The organism is Coleofasciculus chthonoplastes PCC 7420, from assembly GCF_000155555.1.
GTDB classification, from domain to species: Bacteria; Cyanobacteriota; Cyanobacteriia; order Cyanobacteriales; family Coleofasciculaceae; genus Coleofasciculus; species Coleofasciculus chthonoplastes_A.
This window is the reverse complement of sequence record NZ_DS989843.1, coordinates 217,030-235,909: the sequence shown is the minus strand read 5'-3', so window position 1 is coordinate 235,909 and position 18,880 is coordinate 217,030. Positions and strand designations below refer to the sequence as shown.

The 18,880-nt window shown below is 45.2% G+C and carries 24 protein-coding genes and 2 pseudogenes; 7 read left to right on the top strand and 19 right to left on the bottom strand.

Going from position 1 to position 18,880, the window contains the following annotated elements; translation table 11 throughout:
• Position 1 precedes the first annotated feature (1 nt).
• On the bottom strand, positions 2–1,231 hold the full coding sequence (locus MC7420_RS04970; RefSeq protein ID WP_044205146.1) for an RNA-guided endonuclease InsQ/TnpB family protein: 1,230 nt from the start codon (positions 1,229–1,231) through the stop codon (positions 2–4).
• Positions 1,232–1,273: 42 nt separating this feature from the next.
• Here MC7420_RS04970 and tnpA point away from each other — a divergent pair.
• A pseudogene (tnpA, locus tag MC7420_RS36550) lies at positions 1,274–1,516 on the top strand (IS200/IS605 family transposase); the annotation flags it as partial.
• On the opposite strand, the gene MC7420_RS04965 reads toward tnpA, so the two are convergent.
• Positions 1,513–2,043 (bottom strand): hypothetical protein, encoded by a 531-nt coding sequence (locus tag MC7420_RS04965; protein WP_006098859.1) that lies wholly within the window; start codon positions 2,041–2,043, stop codon positions 1,513–1,515. The pseudogene tnpA and the gene MC7420_RS04965 overlap by 4 nt on opposite strands.
• 50 nt (positions 2,044–2,093) lie before the next feature.
• Here MC7420_RS04965 and MC7420_RS04960 point away from each other — a divergent pair, with 50 nt between their 5' ends.
• Entirely contained in the window at positions 2,094–2,513 is a 420-nt protein-coding gene (locus tag MC7420_RS04960; RefSeq protein ID WP_044205142.1) for a XisH family protein, read from the top strand.
• Positions 2,501–2,836: a XisI protein gene (locus MC7420_RS04955; RefSeq protein ID WP_006098883.1), complete on the top strand. Its 336-nt coding sequence runs from the start codon at positions 2,501–2,503 to the stop codon at positions 2,834–2,836. Before MC7420_RS04960 ends, MC7420_RS04955 begins: the two co-directional genes overlap by 13 nt.
• 12 nt (positions 2,837–2,848) lie before the next feature.
• On the opposite strand, the gene MC7420_RS04950 is transcribed toward MC7420_RS04955, so the two are convergent.
• The 14 genes and pseudogenes from MC7420_RS04950 to MC7420_RS04890 all read right to left on the bottom strand — a co-directional run bounded on the left by MC7420_RS04950 (position 2,849) and on the right by MC7420_RS04890 (position 14,655).
• A complete protein-coding gene (locus MC7420_RS04950) occupies positions 2,849–3,046 on the bottom strand; it encodes a HepT-like ribonuclease domain-containing protein (protein WP_006099103.1) in 198 nt (65 codons plus the stop codon).
• Between the two features lie 5 nt (positions 3,047–3,051).
• A complete protein-coding gene (locus MC7420_RS04945; RefSeq protein WP_006098891.1) occupies positions 3,052–3,387 on the bottom strand; it encodes a HepT-like ribonuclease domain-containing protein in 336 nt (111 codons plus the stop codon).
• Positions 3,384–3,683 (bottom strand): nucleotidyltransferase family protein, encoded by a 300-nt coding sequence (locus MC7420_RS04940; protein WP_006098938.1) that lies wholly within the window; start codon positions 3,681–3,683, stop codon positions 3,384–3,386. The genes MC7420_RS04945 and MC7420_RS04940 overlap by 4 nt, the downstream gene beginning before the upstream one ends.
• A gap of 1 nt (position 3,684) precedes the next feature.
• Positions 3,685–4,989: a restriction endonuclease subunit S gene (locus tag MC7420_RS04935; RefSeq protein WP_083798915.1), complete on the bottom strand. Its 1,305-nt coding sequence runs from the start codon at positions 4,987–4,989 to the stop codon at positions 3,685–3,687.
• A gap of 90 nt (positions 4,990–5,079) precedes the next feature.
• Positions 5,080–5,340, bottom strand: coding sequence for a hypothetical protein (locus MC7420_RS44015; protein WP_006099044.1), 261 nt, complete (start codon positions 5,338–5,340; stop codon positions 5,080–5,082).
• A 23-nt stretch (positions 5,341–5,363) separates the two neighbouring features.
• Positions 5,364–6,662: pseudogene (locus MC7420_RS04930) on the bottom strand (type I restriction-modification system subunit M); the annotation flags it as partial.
• A 182-nt stretch (positions 6,663–6,844) separates the two neighbouring features.
• The gene (locus tag MC7420_RS04925) at positions 6,845–8,002 is read right to left on the bottom strand and encodes an iron-containing alcohol dehydrogenase family protein (RefSeq protein ID WP_006098858.1); all 1,158 of its coding nucleotides are present in this window, start codon (positions 8,000–8,002) and stop codon (positions 6,845–6,847) included.
• Positions 8,003–8,094: 92 nt separating this feature from the next.
• Positions 8,095–8,613, bottom strand: coding sequence for a Ycf51 family protein (locus MC7420_RS04920; RefSeq protein WP_006099025.1), 519 nt, complete (start codon positions 8,611–8,613; stop codon positions 8,095–8,097).
• Between the two features lie 155 nt (positions 8,614–8,768).
• Positions 8,769–9,011: a hypothetical protein gene (locus MC7420_RS04915; protein WP_006099123.1), complete on the bottom strand. Its 243-nt coding sequence runs from the start codon at positions 9,009–9,011 to the stop codon at positions 8,769–8,771.
• A 103-nt stretch (positions 9,012–9,114) separates the two neighbouring features.
• On the bottom strand, positions 9,115–9,621 hold the full coding sequence (locus MC7420_RS04910) for a hypothetical protein (protein ID WP_006099034.1): 507 nt from the start codon (positions 9,619–9,621) through the stop codon (positions 9,115–9,117).
• Positions 9,622–9,644: 23 nt separating this feature from the next.
• On the bottom strand, positions 9,645–9,848 hold the full coding sequence (rpsU, locus tag MC7420_RS04905) for a 30S ribosomal protein S21 (RefSeq protein ID WP_006099092.1): 204 nt from the start codon (positions 9,846–9,848) through the stop codon (positions 9,645–9,647).
• Positions 9,849–10,558: 710 nt separating this feature from the next.
• A complete protein-coding gene (locus MC7420_RS04900) occupies positions 10,559–10,870 on the bottom strand; it encodes an RNA recognition motif domain-containing protein (RefSeq protein ID WP_006098827.1) in 312 nt (103 codons plus the stop codon).
• A gap of 154 nt (positions 10,871–11,024) precedes the next feature.
• Positions 11,025–12,380, bottom strand: a complete 1,356-nt coding sequence (locus MC7420_RS04895; protein WP_006098991.1) for a mannosyltransferase family protein — start codon at positions 12,378–12,380, stop codon at positions 11,025–11,027.
• 166 nt (positions 12,381–12,546) lie between these two features.
• Positions 12,547–14,655, bottom strand: a complete 2,109-nt coding sequence (locus MC7420_RS04890) for a S8 family serine peptidase (protein WP_006098784.1) — start codon at positions 14,653–14,655, stop codon at positions 12,547–12,549.
• A gap of 288 nt (positions 14,656–14,943) precedes the next feature.
• On the opposite strand from MC7420_RS04890, the gene MC7420_RS04885 reads away from it, so the two are divergent.
• From MC7420_RS04885 to grxD, 3 genes are read left to right on the top strand one after another with little or no spacing between them, the layout of a single operon-like run.
• Positions 14,944–15,570 carry a hypothetical protein gene (locus MC7420_RS04885; RefSeq protein ID WP_006098801.1) on the top strand — a complete coding sequence of 209 codons (627 nt, stop codon included), beginning with the start codon at positions 14,944–14,946 and terminating at the stop codon, positions 15,568–15,570.
• Between the two features lie 37 nt (positions 15,571–15,607).
• Complete coding sequence (locus tag MC7420_RS04880) at positions 15,608–15,868, top strand: BolA family protein (RefSeq protein ID WP_044205138.1); 261 nt, start codon at positions 15,608–15,610, stop codon at positions 15,866–15,868.
• 53 nt (positions 15,869–15,921) lie between these two features.
• Positions 15,922–16,245 (top strand): Grx4 family monothiol glutaredoxin, encoded by a 324-nt coding sequence (gene grxD, locus MC7420_RS04875; protein WP_006098788.1) that lies wholly within the window; start codon positions 15,922–15,924, stop codon positions 16,243–16,245.
• 179 nt (positions 16,246–16,424) lie between these two features.
• Here the strand turns inward: grxD and MC7420_RS04870 are convergent, their stop codons facing one another.
• The gene (locus MC7420_RS04870) at positions 16,425–16,676 is read right to left on the bottom strand and encodes a DUF6761 family protein (RefSeq protein ID WP_044205135.1); all 252 of its coding nucleotides are present in this window, start codon (positions 16,674–16,676) and stop codon (positions 16,425–16,427) included.
• A 514-nt stretch (positions 16,677–17,190) separates the two neighbouring features.
• Here MC7420_RS04870 and MC7420_RS42290 point away from each other — a divergent pair.
• Entirely contained in the window at positions 17,191–17,421 is a 231-nt protein-coding gene (locus tag MC7420_RS42290; RefSeq protein ID WP_232231641.1) for a hypothetical protein, read from the top strand.
• 151 nt (positions 17,422–17,572) lie between these two features.
• Here the strand turns inward: MC7420_RS42290 and MC7420_RS04860 are convergent, their stop codons facing one another.
• Positions 17,573–18,274, bottom strand: coding sequence for a response regulator transcription factor (locus tag MC7420_RS04860; protein ID WP_044205129.1), 702 nt, complete (start codon positions 18,272–18,274; stop codon positions 17,573–17,575).
• A gap of 217 nt (positions 18,275–18,491) precedes the next feature.
• A complete protein-coding gene (locus MC7420_RS04855; RefSeq protein ID WP_006099000.1) occupies positions 18,492–18,677 on the bottom strand; it encodes a PCP reductase family protein in 186 nt (61 codons plus the stop codon).
• Positions 18,678–18,880 lie beyond the last annotated feature (203 nt).

The following is an 18,880-nucleotide window of genomic DNA, read 5'->3' as shown; positions in this document are numbered from 1 at the left end:
CCTACACCAACCTGAGTACAGGTATGGTGTAGGCTTCGCAACCAATCCGGCTATTGCTTAGGAGGCGTTGCGCTTTAAGAACGGGATGCCCCTCCGCTCTATTTCTGACATTAATAGCTGCATTGTGGTCACGGTCAAGGCTGCACCCACAATAAGGGCAGTTGTGCCAACGCATAAACAGCTTTTTCGGGACTTTCTCGCCACAATTGGAGCAATCTTGTGTAGTATTATGGGCGCTTACTGCAATTACCAATAAACCAGCGTTTTCGGCTTTATTTGTCAGTATCGACAGAAAGCTTGACCACCCAGCATCTAGCACAGATTTAGCCAGTTGGGTACGAGCTAGACCTTTGACGTTTAAATCTTCATGAGCTACTACGTCATATTTTGACAACAGCCAATTCGCTGTTTTGAAGTGGAAATCTTTTCTCTTATCGGCAACTTTCTTGTGCTGTCTTCCTAGTTGTTTAACAGCTTTAAGTCTACCGTTACTCCCTTTTTTGCGGCGTGATACCCGTTTTTGGAGAACACGCAAACGTTTCTGGGCTTTACGGTAATGCTGAGGAATATTGACAACAACACCTGCAGAGGTTGTGAAGAATTCCTTCAGTCCCATATCAATCCCAGCGATTTTATCTGGGTTAAAGTCAGGCTTAATCTCTGGAACTGTTTTATCTTCCAAGGAAAGCGTCAAGTAGTAACCATCAGCTTTCTTAGTAACAGAAGCCGTTTTGATTTTAAACCCGTCAGGGATAGGACGATGCAGGACAACCTTGATTTTTCCAAGTTTCGGTAAGTTAATTAGATTGCCTCGCCAACACCCATCCTTCATTTGAGGATAGGTAAAGGTGCGATAACGGTTACGAGCCTTAAACCGAGGTCTACCACTTCTTTTGCCATTGCTATCACCCAAAAGAAATCTGTCAAATGTTACCTTGACTCGCTTAACTACATCTTGAAGGACTTGAGAATGAATCTCGCTGTACCAAGGATGTGTCTTCTTAAGATGCGGTAAGGTTTTCTTTTGGCTGTAATAGTCTGGGTTGTTTCTTAGTTCTGGTAGATAGCAAACAAGGGGGCAAGCATTGACAGGAGAGCGATTCTGCTCATACCAATTGAACCTATCCGCCAACAGATAGTTGTACTGAGCGCACAGCATTGATAGCCATCTGTCTAGTGCTGTGGCTTGGTGCTTGGTTGGACGTAATCGGTACTGGTACGCTGTTCTCACTTGTCCCTTACATTGGTGTTATCCTTTTAGCATACACCAATTAATGGCGAAGAGAACCACTTCCATTTACTCTTTCAATATCACCCCAAAATTGAACTGAGCAAGCTAGTAAATAGCATCAAGACCGTTACTAGTCGTAGATTACGTTCTGAGTTTGAAGATAGGGTTAACCGCTTTTATCGCAAAGATGTTCTGTGGAATGGATCTTACTTTATTGCTTCTTGCGGGGGAGTAACTGTGTCGGCATTAAAAAAATACATTGAAAATCAAAACTCGCCAGATTAATTGGTTGCTTCCGTTCCTACAGCAACCCGCCTATCCATCCCACACCAACCTGAGTTGTTACTGAGCCTGTCGAAGTACAGGTATGGTGTGGGGCTTCCGGCGAAACAAGCTAAATCAATGGAGGGGTTGGAGTCGCTGGCGGAAAAGTAAAGCTGGCGGGTAAGGGAGAAGCGGTTTTGGGCAAAGTTTGCCTGGATTTGGGGGTTTAGGTCGTTGTAGGGGAGGCTATAGAAGAGGGTGAGGTTGGCGTCATCGATGGCGAGTCCTTTTTTGAGGAGGGAGAGAACGCCGTTTTTCTTGATTTTGCGGTTGAGTCGTTCTAGGATGAGGCGTTGCCAGTCGGGGCTATCGCGCAGTTTGTCGAGTTCTTTGCTTTGGGTGGTTTCTAGGAATTCCCAGAATTGACGTTTATCAATGGCAAATTCGGTGTCGAAGTCTTTGGAGTTGCCGGAGTGGTAGCCCGCATGGTTCAGCAGGTGGTTTTCGATGAGGTTTTCGAGGGCTTGTTCGTTGGTTTGACTGACCATGTTTTCATCATCTGTGCTTATAATTATTTTAATCACAAGTTGATGGAATTATGGCAGCTAGAGACAAATTCCATGAGGCAGTCAAGCAGGGGTTAATTAAAGAAAAATGGGTAATTACCCATGACCCGTTAAATCTGAAGTTTGGTGAGTATGACCAAGTACAGATTGATTTAGCAGCAGAACGGGTCTTGGGGGCGCAAAAGGATGGAGAGAAAATTGCAGTAGAAATCAAAAGTTTTCTCAATGATTCTGCTATTGTTGATTTTCATACGGCGTTGGGGCAGTTCCTCAATTATCGTTTAGTCTTAGAGAAGAATGAACCTCAGCGCATCCTATTTCTAGCTGTTCCGGTTTATGCTTACGATTCTTTCTTTCAAAGAGAGTTACCAAAGGCAATTATTCGTCAATATGGGCTAAAGTTGATTGTGTATGACCCAGAGGAGGAGGTGATTACTCAATGGATAAATTAGAACGATATCGTCAGGTTATTTGTAGCTTTTTAAAAGAACAAGGGGAGATTGTTCCGGTGAATGGAACGATTGAAACGGAAACAGTTTTTGACCATGAAGCGGAACGTTATTTGTTATTACATTTAGGGTGGAATGGTCAGCAAAGAATCTATTCTGTGGTTATTCATCTAGAGGTGAGGGAAGGAAAGGTTTGGATTCAACAAAATACAACTGATTTCTCGGTGGCTGAGGAGTTGTTGAAACGGGGTGTAGCTAGGGAGGATATCGTTTTAGGGTTGAAACCTGCTTTTGTGCGGGAATATACAGGGTTTGGTGTTGTTTAAGTGATTAGAACTTTAGCGGTCTAAATTTTCGGCTGTTTGTGAATATTTTAACCGAAGTGAATTAGGAATTTGTTGAGTTGCTTCTCCGATAATGAGTAAGTTATGAATGACCGCATCTAGGGTTTTATCGTCTGTGCATAGTTCGTCGTAGGTGAGATTGGCTGTATATCGTTGTAAGGTTGAAAAGGTGGGTGGGCTACTGTTGTTCATCTTTTTTAAGTAATATCTATAATAATTTGGTTGATTCGGGTTTTCAGGTCGGGTAAATTTATTTCTACAATCCGCCAAACTTCTTCTAAATCGACTCGAAGATAATCATGGATTAGGACATCTCTTAATCCTGCTATTTGTCGCCAGGGAATATCGGGATATTGGTTGCGTATCTCAGGAGATAATCGTTTAGTTGCTTCTCCGATAATTTCTAGATTACGAATTACGGCATCCTGCATCATCCGGTTTTGAAAGAATGCTGTTTTCCCCTCTTTTGTATAGGTTTCAATGTTTCCTATACATTCAGAAATGTTACTCAGATAAAGGAGTTCGTTTTTCATAGGGGAACTGCTTCAGTTAGCACTTTGTCGCGGATGAGTTCGTGTAGGTTCTCTGGTTTAGCGATGTCGATTTTGATGCCAAGGAGGTCTTCTAGTTCTTGCATGAGGGCAATGCGGTCTAGTAAGCTGATATTTGCATCTATGTCCATGAGTAAGTCTAGGTCGCTATCTGGGGTTTCTTCTCCTCTGGCATAAGAACCAAAGATGCGAATGTTAGATGCGCCATATTTTGCAGCAGTTTTGATGATTTCTTGCTGTTTGGTTTGGATTTTGGGGTTAATTGTTTTGTTAACCATTTTAGATTTTTATTTTTCCGGTTACTGCTTCGGCTATAAGGATTTGTTTTAGTTCATTCATTAAATCAATTTCTCGTTTTATAAAATTCATCAAATCCATAGTATTTTTCTGGATTTTAGATATATGATTGTATATTTTGATCTGTTCTGGTAATGGAGGGATAGCAATAACTAGATTTTGTGCCATTTCTATATTGAAGTGTTGTTGTATCGCTCCAGAAGCCCCAGTCAAATATTGTGAACGGCAAACTTCTGAATTCATCGCCAGGCTAACAAATTTAGGCAAATCATTTTTTGGCTTTCTTATGATAATTAAATCAATACAGTTGGCTCCGTCAAATCTTCTATCTACCACTGCTGAAACACCTGGTTGTCCGGTTCTTACACATACAATATCACCTGCAAATATTTTCGATTTTGATAAATATTTATTGCTTCTTTCTGATATATATACTGAATCTTTAACTAGGATTTTGTTAGGCTTAATATTTAGCGAACGTAAGCAAATTACTCCTTCCTCAACATAATATTTAGAAGGTGTTATAACAATTCCAACTGTAATACAGGGAGAAATTCTCTTAAGTTTTTTTACTTCCCAATGAGTAGGAATCTCACCGATCCACTCAATCCCGCTATCTTTCATGGGTGCGTTGGGGTCTAAGCCTTTGGTGACGGCTTGATTAATGAGGATTGTCTTTTGTTCTTCGAGTAATTCTATGAGGCGTTTTTTGTGCGCGATCGCGTCCTCTATCTCCCCACACTTCCTATCCAAAAATTCAACAATCCGCTTTTGTATCTCAAATGGTGGATAAGGTAGCCTAATTCTGCCAAACTCATCAAAATACAAACGAAGGCGCATTTCCATAATACCCCTCGAATGTTGTTTCAACTTACTCAAACAAATAGGACTACGGAATAAGTAATGATAATATTTACTATCAATAGGTTTATACGCTCTTAAAACATCGTAAGCAGGGCTGGTTACTCCGTCATAGTCTGAGATTCCAATTGCACCCATCCAAGCTAAGAGTTTATTGACGATAACATCTCCTTTTTTTACTATCCAATAACCATCAGTTGTTGAAGCCTTATTACCACGTTCTTCTAATTCTCGCCTTGGTTTAACTCCAATATCTGAGTAAACAGAAAGTAATTCTTCATCGTTATTTTTCGGTGCAGCTTCCGTAATTAAGCGGAAAATATTTTTAGTTCGCAAAGTTTCCCAATGCTCAGGAATCTGCCCCAACCATTCAACCCCACTATCCTTGTAACGCTCATACCTTGGAAAACTCACCACTTCGTACACTCCCTAAAAATCATCCAACAAATCATTCACAGCCCCTCCGCTTTTTTCTAAACTCTCCCGAACTAAATTATGGAAAATATCTCTAGGCATCTATCCCAAATCAAAACTCACTAACTGCCTTAACAACCCTTCCGTCTCCTGCTCCAATTCCAAAATATCGCGGGTTACTTCCTCCAAACTCCTTAACGGCTGATGCTTATAAAAATACTTATTGAAACTAATCTCATAACCAATCTGAGTCTTACTCAAATCTAACCAAGCATCCTCAACATGGGGGCGCACCTCCTCAAGAAAATACTCATGAATCTGCTGTTTCTCACCTCCCTCAGTCAACGACGAATTCCCATACATCAACGGCACATTTTCCGTATCCCGTAAATATAAGTAGAAATCCCCGTATTGTAGAACATATTTTGGGGAAGCTGAATAATTGCCTCTAACCAATCATTCTCAATAATGTAGCGACGAATATTACTTTCCCCACTCCCCGCATCCCCAGTAAACAAAGCTGACCCATTATGCACCGACGCAATCCGCGACCCTAAAGGACTCTGCTCTAAGGGTTTCATCTTGCTCACCATATCCATGAGAAACAATAATTGCCCATCAGAAGAGCGCGGCACAGCGCCAATAGTTTCCCATTCCCCTTGAAAGCTTTTGAGCTTAACTTCAAACCGGGAATCCAGGACGTTTTTCCCGTCCATGATGTACTTCTGCGACGTCTTCCAGGATTTCCCATAGGGAGGATTCTCCAACATAAAATCAAACTTTAAGTCGGAGAATTCATCAGTTGCTAACGTGGAACCAAACTTGATATTTTCTGGGTTATTCCCCTTAATCATCATATCCGATTTACAAATCGCATAAGTTTCCCCATTCACCTCTTTCCCATAGAGAAACACTTGAGTATCCGCCGCAATTTCCCCATTGGGATCTTGAAGAAAATTTTGAGATTCGGTCAGCATTCCCCCGGAACCGCACGCCCCATCATAACCCAACAGGGTAGGCGGTAATCGGTCTTTAATCGGCAAAAATACCAGATGAGTCATCAGGTGAATAACTTCGCGGGGGGTGAAATGTTCTCCCGCTTCTTCATTGTTTTCCTCATTAAATCGGCGGATTAATTCCTCGAAAACATAACCCATCCCCAGATTACTTAACCCCGGTAACTTGCGCCCATCCGGTGTAGTAATTTCATGGGGACTCAGGTTAATCTCTGGGCTGGTAAATTTCTCTAGAACATCTAACAACACATCAGACTGGCTCATTTTGCGAATTTGGCTTCGCAAGTCAAAGCGATTGATGATTTCTTTGACATTTTCACTAAACCCATTCAGATAGGCTTTAAAGTTCTCCTCTAGAATTTGGCGGTTATTCGCCGCCGTAGAAACTAACTTCTTGAGTGTCCAGTCAGAAACGTTGTAGAACACATAATCCGACGCCTCTCTCAACCCCTCTGGATCAAGTTCAGTTAGCCCCACATCCTCGCGCTGGAAGCGGACTTCTTCGGTTACTTTATCCTTAGTTTCTTCTAAGAGACAATCCAACCGCCGCAGGACAAACATCGGCAGAATCACATCCCGATATTTCCCTCGGACAAACACATCCCGTAAGCAGTCGTCAGCAATCGACCAAATGAAAGAAACTAATTTGTTGTGGGTGCTATGATCCATAGAAGTCTGGTCAACCTAGAACTGTGCGATCGCGATTTAAAGAAAATAGATAGGGGTAAAGTGGGCAATACCCACCCTACTGGGTAAGAGTTTGAGTCGTCTTTAGACGACTTAAGCTTTTAGCCAAGAACTTGAGTTCTTGGCGGGTGTTGGGGCTTACTGACAACGATACAAGATATCAGTTATTCGTATTTTTCATTCATCGCCGTCGATAAAACGGGACTGCAATTTTTTTCCACCAATGTTGTTGTCGAAACCATCGCCGCCATAAGTTGTTCGGGTGTCACATCAAACGGTAATCTGTGGATATCCGATTGCGGCTGACAAGCAATATCTGCCCCCTGGCGCAACTGTGCCAACGTGATATTTCCTAACCCCAAATCATCAAGAGTTTGGGGTAAACCGATTTCGCGATAAAACTTCAATAACTGTTGTCGTGCAGATGCGGCAAGTTGATTTCCCTGTACCATTTCTTCTAAGCGCAATTGCACCAGAATCCCATAAGCGACTTTCTCCCCATGTAAAGCGCTGTGAGAACCAGGAAGATGAGTTAAACCATTATGCACCGCATGAGCCGCCACAGTACGACACTGCGCCCCACCTAAACCACCAATCACACCCGCCAGCAAAACTGAAGCATCAACCACCTCTCGCCAAACCTCGCTCCCTGGCGTTTTTAGAGCGTCTGCTGACTTTTGAAACAGGATATCCCGTAACACCCTCGCCTGTTGCACCGCCGCAATAATTAAGGTTTGAGCCGAATCCCCACTACTCACGGATGCCTCATACCATTTTGCTAAGGCGTCTCCAATTCCAGCGACTAAGGTACGTTGGGGGGCAGTTTCAATCAAGCTATAATCCAGAATCAGCAAATCTGGACAACGATTCAGACTTACATCGTACAGGAAAGCCCCTTCATTTGAGTAAATATTAGAAAGTGCTGTCCAAGCGGCACAAGTAGCGGCAGAGGTGGGAATTGTCACAACCGGAAGGTGACATTGATGAGCTAGGAGTTTAGCGGTGTCTAAGGCTTTGCCACCCCCCACACCAATAATTAAGTCGGCTTGATGGCAGGTTGCTGCTTCTTTGAGGGATGCGAGGGAGACTTCACTGCAATCCGGACTATAAGATGCCGTAGCACAGTTTAACGACGGCTGTTTCAAAATCGGCTGTAGCTGCGGTGATAACGTCGCCAAGGTATGATTACCGCCAACAATCAGCGGACGATGACCCAAAGACGCGATCGCATCTCCAGATTGTGCTAATGCCGGGACACCGCGCAACACCTGCGCTGGGGCAACTGTGAGCGACAGCAATGAGGGAGGAGCAGGGTTAGTCATTTTTAGCAGAGGATTCAGCTAATTGAATTTTTATCTTACCTCATCTCCCCTATCTCCCCTACCCACTTGGTTTCAAGACTTCCCCTGAAAAGTCAGGTGGAGGTGTCTGGTAATTGAGCCAAGCGTTCTTTGTAAATATTGATAGTCATCTGTTCATCATCACGTTCAGCCAGCGAGCGGCTGATTTTACCTACAACTAGGGGTTTAGATACACCGGGTTCTGGGTGGATCACAGTGCGGGCGCGAATTGTCAGTTGGTTATTTTCTCCACCCAAACGCCCATAAGAAAAGAAGTCGCTGGCGGCTTGGCGCAGACTGGCTTCCAGTTGAGATTCGTTGATCGTTGTGGGCAAAGCGATAACAGCTTGGTTGCCTCCGTTGTCGTAGACTAAGGTAAAGTGGACTGCACCAGGAATCACTGTGCGGCTAAACGGGACGATACTCAGGGCAAATAAGCCGCCCGTCAGCACCCCCATAAAGCCCGTAATTCCCACCAACCGAAATCGGATGCCCCATTTAAAGATAAAACCTAAGAGGCTAAGAACTCCGAAAACTAGGGTGAGAATGCCTATCCATTGGGTATAGGTGAGAAAGTCAGTCGTTGTTGGCATAGAAGATAACCTGTGTTGACTCGATAAACGCCAATGGCTACATCGTTGCAGTTTGGTAACTTTTTTATCCTATCAGCGTTGCTTCATCCATGAATACCCTCAGATCAAGCTCCCTTAAGTATGACGCTCCTCGCCATTAACTTGAATTTCTCCACCTACTTCCTGTCCTCTCCCCGAATAATTGACTTTCGCATCCATTCCCGCACACTCTCTAGGTGGACAATTGCCTGATCACGTTCTCGGTTATCTGGACAACTTTCCAATATAGTATCTAGCAGCCGTCCCCACAGGTATTCAACGGTGGCAATTTCTTCGAGTTGCGCTTGAGTGGGACTATCCCATCCAAACAAGCGATCGCGTATTGCCTTTGCTTCAGCGGATAGATGCTCCTTGTCCAACTGATCCTCTCCTGCATCACTTTATTTTTAGCTTATTTTTATCCACAAATTAAAACCCAAAGCCCTACTTGCACTGTTCCCTGTTGCCCGTTCCCCGTTCCCTTTAATGACCCACTCTAATTTCTTGCCGAGCTTTCTGAGTCCAAGCCTCATTAACTAGCAAATTGCCAGTAGACATTTTAAAATCAAATGGATGAGGAGGTTCAGGGACATCCAGAACACCACCTTGCCGATGAAATTTAATTAACCTAACGATCCAAGTACAAAAGTCTAAAATTTCCTCAGGTAATAGCGTTAGGTCAAAGTGCCAGCTTTGATTAATTCCCCGGCAATCTCGTCCCCACAGCCTCGATTGAATAATACCTGCTCCTTTATTAATAGACACACGCAAAATAAAGGGTCGTTCTGGGAGTAATTCATCAGGGGCTGTGTGAACATAAATACACAAATAATTCATGCGTTGCCGATCATCGATCCAAGATGCCATTGGCAGATTACCCGTTGATGAATTGCGGGTTGTAATCTTCACTGGCACGTTCATCTTGGCGGCAAATCGATCGTAGAACTCTTGCCTTAGCTGAGAAACTGTACGTATAGCTTCTGGAGTCATGATTACTGCATAAGAGTGAACACTTAAAACCGTTTTTTGCGATAGCGAGAAAGCCGCCGCAGTTGCTTATGCCGAGCAATGGCTTTACGTTTACGTTTTTGAATCGGCGTTTCAAAGTGGCGATGTTTCTTCATATCGGGAAAAATTCCCGCCTTGGAGACAGCTTGTTTAAATCGGCGGAGGGCTGACTCGATCCCTTCATGTTCACCGACAGTCACCTGTGCCATTTTATTTCCTCCTTAGCTTGAGTGAATTGCTCAATACCTGACAACATCTAGCAGAAATGCCTAAACTCCTACTCCAATCTTCAAGTTTGAATCTGATTCTTCCAAGCTGCCGCTTCAACTCTCGTAAGCGGCAGTCATTGATTATGAACGTAGAATTTAAAATATGAACGTAGAAGAGGAACGCAAGACAAAACCGATTGCTTCTATTGAGCCAAAGAAAATTGGAAAATCCCGACTGCCTTAGACTTGTTAACGACGGGAAGGCATATTGTATTGCCTTTCATCGGTGCAGTTGCTTTCCTGGTGCTTTTAGCCTGTACGCTTATGGGTTGGCTTGCGCCTAAACTTAAACTCGAATTATTCCGGTGAAAGTGAGCCTTGAAGTTGTTACCGAGCGCTACTTTCCCAATATCATGCTTCTTAACCCGCTCTTTACCTGTTTAGTTTAACTGTTCAGTTTCCGCCGATTGGAACTACCGCTAAACTGGTCAATTCCAGCGCATTCCCAGGTACGTACAGACGCGCCGTGGCGCGTCTCTACTTCTCGATAACGGCTGCTAGCAAAACCTAGCCCGGTCAACACAGACTTTTTTAAGCTCTTGCTACAACACTTAGACTTAGCGACGGGTTGTTGACTCGATAGTCCAGCATCTAGGAGACATTGAGAAACACCACCATGAATTAGCTGATTGCACCCGCATTATTCTGGTTTAGTAACGTCGAGAGAATCCATCCCGGTTGCCGCCGCCGCGACGACCACCGCCTCCTTGACCCCGAGGCTCACGAGGTTTAGCTTTATTCACTTTCAAATCCCGACCCATCCATTCAGCACCGTCTAGAGCATCAATAGCGGCAGATTCTTCAGCTTCTGAGTCCATTTCCACAAAACCGAAGCCGCGCATCCGACCTGTTTCCCGATCCGTGGGTAACTGAACCCGCTTTACTGTCCCGTATTCAGCAAAAATACTGGTGATGTCTTCTTCCGTAGCATCATAGGACAGGTTACCAATGTAAATCGACATAGAGTATCTCACAAAATCAATGAATGTAGAGACTTATGATTCGGAGACATGCCTGTCCGTAAATAAAAACAAACGATACAGCCGAATATAAACCTCGCTGATTATAATAACACCATTTATACACGACCCGGCTGACATTCTTCCAATCTAAAATCTAAGCCACCCAAAGGTGCTGGGAAAATCGAACGGCGAAGCTGAGCAATACTAGAGTGAAAAATAGGAGTGTTGCCCATCCCCATCGGGGATAACGAGCCAGCAACAGACCTAAGGCGATCGCAATGGATACAATACCATAAGCATGGCGTTCAGCCGAAATGGTGCGACCTGGGCTTAAAATCACGGCTAAGCTGCACAAGCCATAGATGACGGTAACAGGTCTGAGTTTTGTTCGCTGTTGCACGAGTAAATAACCACCCCCCCAAACCATGATCATATTAATTAGCGGATCGCCGGCTAAAAGCCACAGGAGAATTCCCAGAAGGTAAAAGCCATACCCTTTATCCACACACAGCCGTTTCAGGTGCGATCGCCAGGAGGGTTGAAGAGTGTGTAAGACAGGGTGTCGGATGGGGGGTGTCGGGTGTCGGGTGTAGTGCGGAATACAGTCTTCAGTAGGACTCTGTGAATTCTCCCCAAGAATACGCGATCGCCATAATAAATAACCTAATGCACAAATCGTAACAAAAATCAATGGATGCCACGGATCATGAAGCCAACCCTGATTCCAGTTGGCAGTTCCGACGGAAATTTGCACCAACATCTTCAACCATCCCTGTCCGTAAAACGCTTGTTCAGGGTGCCATGCTTGTTGCACCCTTAAAAAGGCAAGCATGTCCCCAAAACGAATTCCGCAGTAAAGGCTATAAAGTCCCAATCCCCCGGCGGTGGCTAAACTAGGAAAATACGCGATCGCAGATCTTTTCTCTCGCCAAGCCACCAGCCAAAATGCTGGAGATAGAGCGATTCCTGGTAATCGTGTCGCACTGGCTAATCCTCCCCATAACGCTGACCAACCGTAGTGTTTCCGGTCAAAGGATCGCAAAGCGGCTGTACTCAACAACAGAAATAACCCCTCCGTATAAATTACCGTGCCAAATAGAGAAAAAGGACACCAGGCTAAAACCGCTGTTGTCCAGCGGGCAACCTTCTGTCCATGACTCTCTTGCACCCAAGCATAGAGAACAATGAGCGCCCCCCAAAATGCCAGATTATTGACAATAGTCCCCGCTACGTTAAAGGGCAATTCCCCAATCATTACCGCCCGAACCAATAAGGGAAACAAGGGAAAGAACGCCACATTATGTCCCTGACCATCATTAGCATACTCGTAACCGGAGAGAGCGATCGCCTGATAAAAATAACTATCCCACGCCAAAAATACATCCCAACTAACTGTCGGTTGAATGCCCCCAGGTGGCGCAGGCAATAAGGGCGCAATCACCAACATAGCGATCGCGATAACCATTCGGCTGAATAGCCACATTACCGTAGCAAAAATAACCCCATTCACGTAGATGCCTACTATTCCCTGAAGCTCAATATATCGATTCAGTTATTGCATCTTATGTCATAAACTGCTGGAAATGCGGTAGTGCCAGCTACATCATCTTTCCTTGGATAACTGATTACTGATTAATAAATGACAAAGGACGAATGAGAAATGACAAATGACAAATTCAAATTCCGATAACTAATTCCCAGCTTTTAAGTTTCCCTGTATCCGTCGGCACAGAATCGATGACCCTCAACTGCCAATGACCAAAACTATCCTGATTCAGCAACGACTTGAGCGCAGGGGTATTGTCTACCGAATAGGTGTATTGGAGTTGAGTATTGACACCCAATGTACGACTTTGTAACAGTACAGTCTGATCCTTGGGTGATGTCAACTCCACTTCTAAATCTCCCAAAAAGTCATGTTCAATGTCCACCGTCACCTGAATATCTTGCACTAAACCAGATTCAGTAATTTGAAGCGTGCTAGTCACACCACGGGAATTATTATCAGGAATAGCTAGGTTGTGATCATTGCGTCGTTTTAAAACTTGGGCAACTTTAGCCGTTTGAACTCGTTGCTTTTGGGCATCTTGTACCGCTTTAAAAGCATTAACCTTACCATAACCAAACCACTGGGAATACCCATTCGTATCATAAGTACCCAATCGCATACCGAGCTGGGAATCCGCATCACGGTCTACAATTTTGTCGGCTGTATCTTGCAGGATGCGTTTGACTTGTGCAGCGGTGAGATCAGGATTGGCGGAGAGAACCAGCGCCGCAACACCCGCGACAACGGGACAGGCGCTCGATGTGCCACCAAAACTCCCCACAAAATCACCGACTTCATACCCAGCCACGCCAAGTAAGTCGGTAGTAAAGACACCATTACCCGGCGTGGGGGCATTCACTTGGGGAGCCGTGCTAATAAAACCTGTTTTTTCAAACCACATTCCTGGCGGCGCATTGTTGCTAGGGGCGCAAACGGCGACATTCGTCCCCCAATTACTGTATGCCGCTTTTTTGCTCAGGCTGGTGCAAGCCGAAACCGCAATCACATCTGGATGTACGGCGAAACCACTGAGCCAGTTGGTAGGTCCACGTAGTAACTCATTTGTCCAACCGCGCTCAAAGATCGTGCCATGGATGGGGCGATTGGCATTTCCGGCGGCAAAGACGATCACACAGCCTTTCCCGCCGCGTCCCTCAGTCGCCGCACGGGTTAGGGCAGCCCGTTGCCGTAGGGAGAGGGGGAAGTAAACGGTTGCCGCACCCCAGCTACAAGAAACGACGCTGGCGTCATTTTCAATTGCCCAGTCAAATAATTCTTCAATACTTGTATCATCCAGATACCCACTGGTGCGAATGGGCATCAGCGCACATCCAGGTGCGACACCGACAATACCCTGACCATTTTCTTCAGCCACCGCAATCCCCGCACAAGCGGTGCCATGACTTTCACCAGAACCACTGGGTAGAGGAATAAAGTCTTTGTCTTTAAAGTCTTTGGGCGCGACAATTTTTCCGGTGCCTTGAAAATCGGGATGGTTGACATCAATGGCATCATCGGCTATTGCCACGACAATGGAGCGATTTCCCCGGGTAATATCCCAGGCTTTTTCTACGTCAATATGAGAACGTGGGGCTAAATTTGAACCACCACTGTGATTTAGATACCACTGTTGAGGGTATAAGGGGTCTTGGGGATGGTAGCTCGGCTGTTTGGGAACAATGATCTGGGGTTCTGCGGTTAAGACTTCGGGGCGTGTGATCAGTCGATTGGCTATTTTTAGCGGATTCTCTGGGGAATTCGGGGTGAGTTGAAAGATAAAGGTGTTGGGAATACCGATGAGCGATCGCACTGATTTTAAGCAAAATTCGGTCTCAATAGCGGAGATTGTGGCGTCATCGGTGTCGGGGTTAAATTGAATCGTTAGTTGATCGCCCAGGTAAATGAAGGTCGCTGGATCGTCCTTGAGTTGGTAAACATGACTAGCAAAGACAACATCTTCGCGATCGCGTGCCACTTGCATTGTCTCATCCCGGTGTTCGGCGTCAACCGTAAATTCCACAAGCTGAGTGCGGGGAATTTGACGCTGGTGGTGGATACTCAGGGCTTGTTCTAGCTGCTCGATGGGGATTTCAGGGGAGCAAAGGGTGAAGCGATCGCGCACCTTTAGTAATCCTAGTTCTTCACCGCCCCGTTGCAGGAGCAGACCGATGCTTTCTTCGGGAATCGGCGTGGTTTGAGGAGAATCGTCTGGCAGAGAATCAGGATGCGGGATCATGGTTTAGAATAGATTACTCGTCAATCGTACAAGATCATTAAATTATGACTATTTTTCTTGATCCTATTACTCCGGATGTCTAAGAAACCTTCCGGGTATTGTTTCAGTCTAGCTGGTTTAGACAGCCCCACTGCCTGGTAATCGGGTCATCGCTGATGGTTAGTGATGGACGGCAAATTCCTTGCCCCCAAGTCTAGCGATCGTCATCTGACTCCCCTTGCCGCATCTGTCGATGGTAAGATACCCGACAAGTTCTGTGTTTGTTAAAATACTATCCCTATTTTTTACATGATCTCTTCTGGAACGATTCATAGCCTTGGCTTTACCTGCCTTGTTGCCTTTCCCTTCACGACGAGTGTGGCGCTCTTATCCCCCGCCCACGCTCAAACTCAAGCGGCTGCGCTTCCAGAAGAGGTCAGCCAAATGCAGCCTGAGCCAGATGATTCTACTGAGCTACGCCCCTTAACTCAGGACGATAGCCTGCTGAGTTTACAGGGGGGACAGCGGTTAATGGTAGAGGCAAATCAAGCCATTGAAGCTCAAGACTATACGTTAGCCTCTCAAAAACTTCAGCAGGCGCGTCAAGTTTTCAACCAATTGTCTAATTTCTATCAGCAGTTAGCTGAAAGTTTTTCGGGAATTGATAACCGGATTTTCAATGAGCATCGGCAAAACGCACTCAAGACAGCAGAAATGCGGGATGAAGCCACCTATCAGTTGGCGTTGGTACATCGCGCCCAAGATCAACCGGAATTAGCGGTTCCCTTACTGATTCAGATCATTCGTTCTCAGAATCCCACCCGTGATTTGGGCAAAAAAGCTTACCAGCAGCTTTTTGAATTGGGATTCGTCGGTTCTCCCTTCCCCCCCTCTGGCAATAGCGAACCGACTTCATCCGTGACTCCAGAACGTTAAATTAATATGTAGAACGTTGAAGAAAAATGGAGTGGGTATGATTAGTCCAGAGCAAGTTGAGACAATGATCAAAGCAGAACTTCCCGATGCTCAAGTACAGGTACAAGATTTAACCGGCGGTGGAGATCATCTGCAAGCGATCGTTGTGTCCTCCCAGTTTGAAGGCAAAAGCTTGGTAAAACAGCACCAGCTTGTTTATGGCGCTCTCCAGCAAGCAATGGCAAGCGAAGCCATTCACGCCCTAGCGCTGAAAACCTATACCCCTGCATCTTGGCAAGCTACCCGTCAGGCTGTATAAACTCTCGCTACACTAGACCCATACAAAACTACACAAAACATTTCAGCAAAGCTATGACGTCAGCAGTTAAAGAACGGATTGACCAGCTCATCAACCAGGACAAAATTGTGGTGTTTATGAAAGGCACCAAACTGATGCCCCAATGTGGTTTTTCCAACAATGTCGTCCAAATCCTGAATACCTTGGGTGTTTCCTACGCAACCGTGAATGTTCTCGATGATCCGGAAGTGCGTCAAGGCATTAAGGAATATTCCAATTGGCCCACGATTCCCCAAGTTTACGTGAATGGCGAGTTCATTGGTGGCTCAGATGTGATGATCGAGCTTTATCAGAACGGCGAATTACAGGAGATGGTCGAAGTGGCATTAGCATCTTGACATCTTTCCCGTTCTAAGCTATAGAGCGCAAAATCAACCAAAAAGCCTGCTTAAGCAGGCTTTTTCGATCTATCTTTTTCGATTTTTCCTTGAACAGGAGCAAATGTCAATACCACTCAAAGCCTTGACAGCTAAGGGTTTGGGGGGTGTGCAGCAAGCCCTAATTACTTCATCCAGTTTTAATAGTAATCGGTTTCGGGTTCTGGTAAGGGTACGGCTTCAAAGTTGGAGGGATCGCGTAGATAACGAACAGCATCTTCCTCCAAGCGATGAATCAAATAAACTTCTATAGCATTACTATGTCGAAGAGCATCAAGATAGCCATCAACGTATAACCGCAGTTCGTCAAAGCGATATCCCCGGTTCCACATAAAAACTAGAGCATCTGTAAGTTGCTGATAGTAGCGTATGGTTCGAGTGTCTTGAAGCATAGTCTAAAGCAGTGTGAATTCGGTATTTTAGCGTTAGAGTTACTAATTGTCAATTCTTTCAAATTGATCCCTAGCAACTCCAGCTAGCCCTTACTACTATTGTGCCTTAGATCAGTTGACAATGTGGTCAACTGATTGACAGAAATGAACGACTCCGCCCATCATACTGCTTGACACTCCCCCTTTTAGAAAAAGGGGGATTCTGCGGAACTCACATTCCACATATCCTGAGAGAACAGCTCTAGCTGTCTTCCCAAGTTCCCAGGCACACGACGTTTACCCTTGCGGGTGTCGTGTTTTCTCCTTTTAGCCCTTCGACTTACCTCGACTTCGCTCGGTACAAGTCGCTCAGGGCTAAGCACTGTTAATTCAGTGCTGGGCGTTTCAAACAGATTTAACTGCTTGGGTTCCGCCGAGTCCCGGCGTACCTTAACTAATTTCAACACCTCGACTCCAGCGGGCGTGTTGACGCTGAGCGGAGTCGAAGCGTCAAGCCATATTCAACAACGGCTTTGTGCTTAATGTTTCGTGCCGCCTGCTTGTCCGCATGATCGAAATGTCCACACTCGGTACAGATAAACCGTTCTCTATCCCGGTTGGCTTTATCGAGCAGATAGACCTTGCTCCCTTTGAACTTAACCCGACCCGGCTTATACTCAAACGACCGGAAATTGCTGCGGTTTTTGAATGCCGGAAAACCCCGCCCATCAAAGAAGTTTATCAGCTAATAAACGAAGGCGAATAAATTCGCCGTGTGAAACATTGAGCGAAGTCGAAATGTCGAACTTCATCCCCCGACGCTCAGTACGGGGGCTTCCGTTCTCCCGCTCTTTATCTGTGATGATTTCAATCATGAATCAGCCGACGAAATTACATATCATAACAAAGCAAATTAGTCAATCCACTAAATGATTTTCTAGGGCAAAACGCACAATTTCGGCACGGTTGCTGGTTTCTGTTTTTCTCAGGAGACTGCTGACGTATTTTTCAATCGTCCGAGGACTCAGGTGTAGCTTGTTCCCAATTTCGCTATTGGATAACCCTGTGGTCAGTAAGTCTAAAACCTGTTGTTCCCGTTGAGTCAGATGCAGTACATTGGATGGGGAGGTGGGGGAGGCGATCGCACGAGGAGTTGATTCGGACTTGGGCGTCGCCTCCGTCGTCTCCGGCGATGGGGTTGATGGTCCTGTATCAGTGGAAGAGAATCGTAATTCGGCTTGCATCATCTGAGACCGTTCCAGCAGATTCCGAATTACAGCACTCAATTCCTTCATTTCAAAGGGTTTGGGCAAATATAAGTCACATCCTAACTGGTAGCCCTTAATCCGCTCCTCAGTACTACTGCGCTCCGTTAAAAAAACCACAGGTAACAAGCGGAAAGCTGGTCGTTTCCGAACTTGTTGCACAAGTTCATAGCCATTCAATTTCGGCATATTGATATCGGTGACGATTAGGTGAGGATGATACTTGTCAATCAGAGACAGAGCCTCTTGACCATCTTCTGCCGTTACAACTGAATAGCCTGACATTTCCAGGTAATCGCTCACAGAAAGACGAGTACCTAGGTTGTCATCTACAACCAGGATTATCAATGGCATGAGAATAACTGCAATACAAGCCTATATAATAGTTGAGACATCTAGAGATTTTCTAGAGCATCGGTGCAATAATCACAGTTAGCGGACTCTAACTCTAACAAGTAATAAGTCTGTCCTAACCTTTACGGCGACAACTCTAACGTGTCGAGTTTGTCAACAAGTCATGAACTTGTAGGAATGACAGGCTCTCCTTGCGTCCGCTGGTAAACTCTAGTTCCTATTGACCAAACTCAATCCTAGCTTGCTCAACAATATCTACGGTAACGACATCCAAATCAGCCTCACGAGCTAAATGCTCAATCCGTTGTCGAGCTTGAGTACGCACAAAATACGGTATTTTTTTGAGTTTCGCCTTAGCTTCGGGTGTCCAGTCTAAGGTATCTGTATAATTAGCGCTGTTCATAGTTCAATGCAAGCGGGAGACTTTTCTCATTCCGCTTTGATCTTAACCCAGAGGGGCAGGGGGAAGCGGGGGAAGCGGGGGAAGCGAGGAAAGCGGGGGAGGTAAAAAAAGATAAGTAGGTTGGTGGAAATAAACTCAACTATCCACCAGTTATGTGAATAGACCTCAAACCCTTACATAAACTAATGACGTAGCTTGCTTGC

Coding starts and splice junctions, on each gene's coding strand:
- MC7420_RS04965 (WP_006098859.1), bottom strand. CDS start 2,043: ATGGTCAGTCAAACCAACGAACAAGCCCTCGAAAACCTCATCGAAAAC.
- MC7420_RS04960 (WP_044205142.1), top strand. CDS start 2,094: ATGGCAGCTAGAGACAAATTCCATGAGGCAGTCAAGCAGGGGTTAATT.
- MC7420_RS04955 (WP_006098883.1), top strand. CDS start 2,501: ATGGATAAATTAGAACGATATCGTCAGGTTATTTGTAGCTTTTTAAAA.
- MC7420_RS04950 (WP_006099103.1), bottom strand. CDS start 3,046: ATGAACAACAGTAGCCCACCCACCTTTTCAACCTTACAACGATATACA.
- MC7420_RS04945 (WP_006098891.1), bottom strand. CDS start 3,387: ATGAAAAACGAACTCCTTTATCTGAGTAACATTTCTGAATGTATAGGA.
- MC7420_RS04940 (WP_006098938.1), bottom strand. CDS start 3,683: ATGGTTAACAAAACAATTAACCCCAAAATCCAAACCAAACAGCAAGAA.
- MC7420_RS44015 (WP_006099044.1), bottom strand. CDS start 5,340: ATGTATGGGAATTCGTCGTTGACTGAGGGAGGTGAGAAACAGCAGATT.
- MC7420_RS04925 (WP_006098858.1), bottom strand. CDS start 8,002: ATGACTAACCCTGCTCCTCCCTCATTGCTGTCGCTCACAGTTGCCCCA.
- MC7420_RS04920 (WP_006099025.1), bottom strand. CDS start 8,613: ATGCCAACAACGACTGACTTTCTCACCTATACCCAATGGATAGGCATT.
- MC7420_RS04910 (WP_006099034.1), bottom strand. CDS start 9,621: ATGACTCCAGAAGCTATACGTACAGTTTCTCAGCTAAGGCAAGAGTTC.
- rpsU (WP_006099092.1), bottom strand. CDS start 9,848: ATGGCACAGGTGACTGTCGGTGAACATGAAGGGATCGAGTCAGCCCTC.
- MC7420_RS04900 (WP_006098827.1), bottom strand. CDS start 10,870: ATGTCGATTTACATTGGTAACCTGTCCTATGATGCTACGGAAGAAGAC.
- MC7420_RS04890 (WP_006098784.1), bottom strand. CDS start 14,655: ATGATCCCGCATCCTGATTCTCTGCCAGACGATTCTCCTCAAACCACG.
- MC7420_RS04885 (WP_006098801.1), top strand. CDS start 14,944: ATGATCTCTTCTGGAACGATTCATAGCCTTGGCTTTACCTGCCTTGTT.
- MC7420_RS04880 (WP_044205138.1), top strand. CDS start 15,608: ATGATTAGTCCAGAGCAAGTTGAGACAATGATCAAAGCAGAACTTCCC.
- grxD (WP_006098788.1), top strand. CDS start 15,922: ATGACGTCAGCAGTTAAAGAACGGATTGACCAGCTCATCAACCAGGAC.
- MC7420_RS04870 (WP_044205135.1), bottom strand. CDS start 16,676: ATGCTTCAAGACACTCGAACCATACGCTACTATCAGCAACTTACAGAT.
- MC7420_RS04860 (WP_044205129.1), bottom strand. CDS start 18,274: ATGCCATTGATAATCCTGGTTGTAGATGACAACCTAGGTACTCGTCTT.
- MC7420_RS04855 (WP_006099000.1), bottom strand. CDS start 18,677: ATGAACAGCGCTAATTATACAGATACCTTAGACTGGACACCCGAAGCT.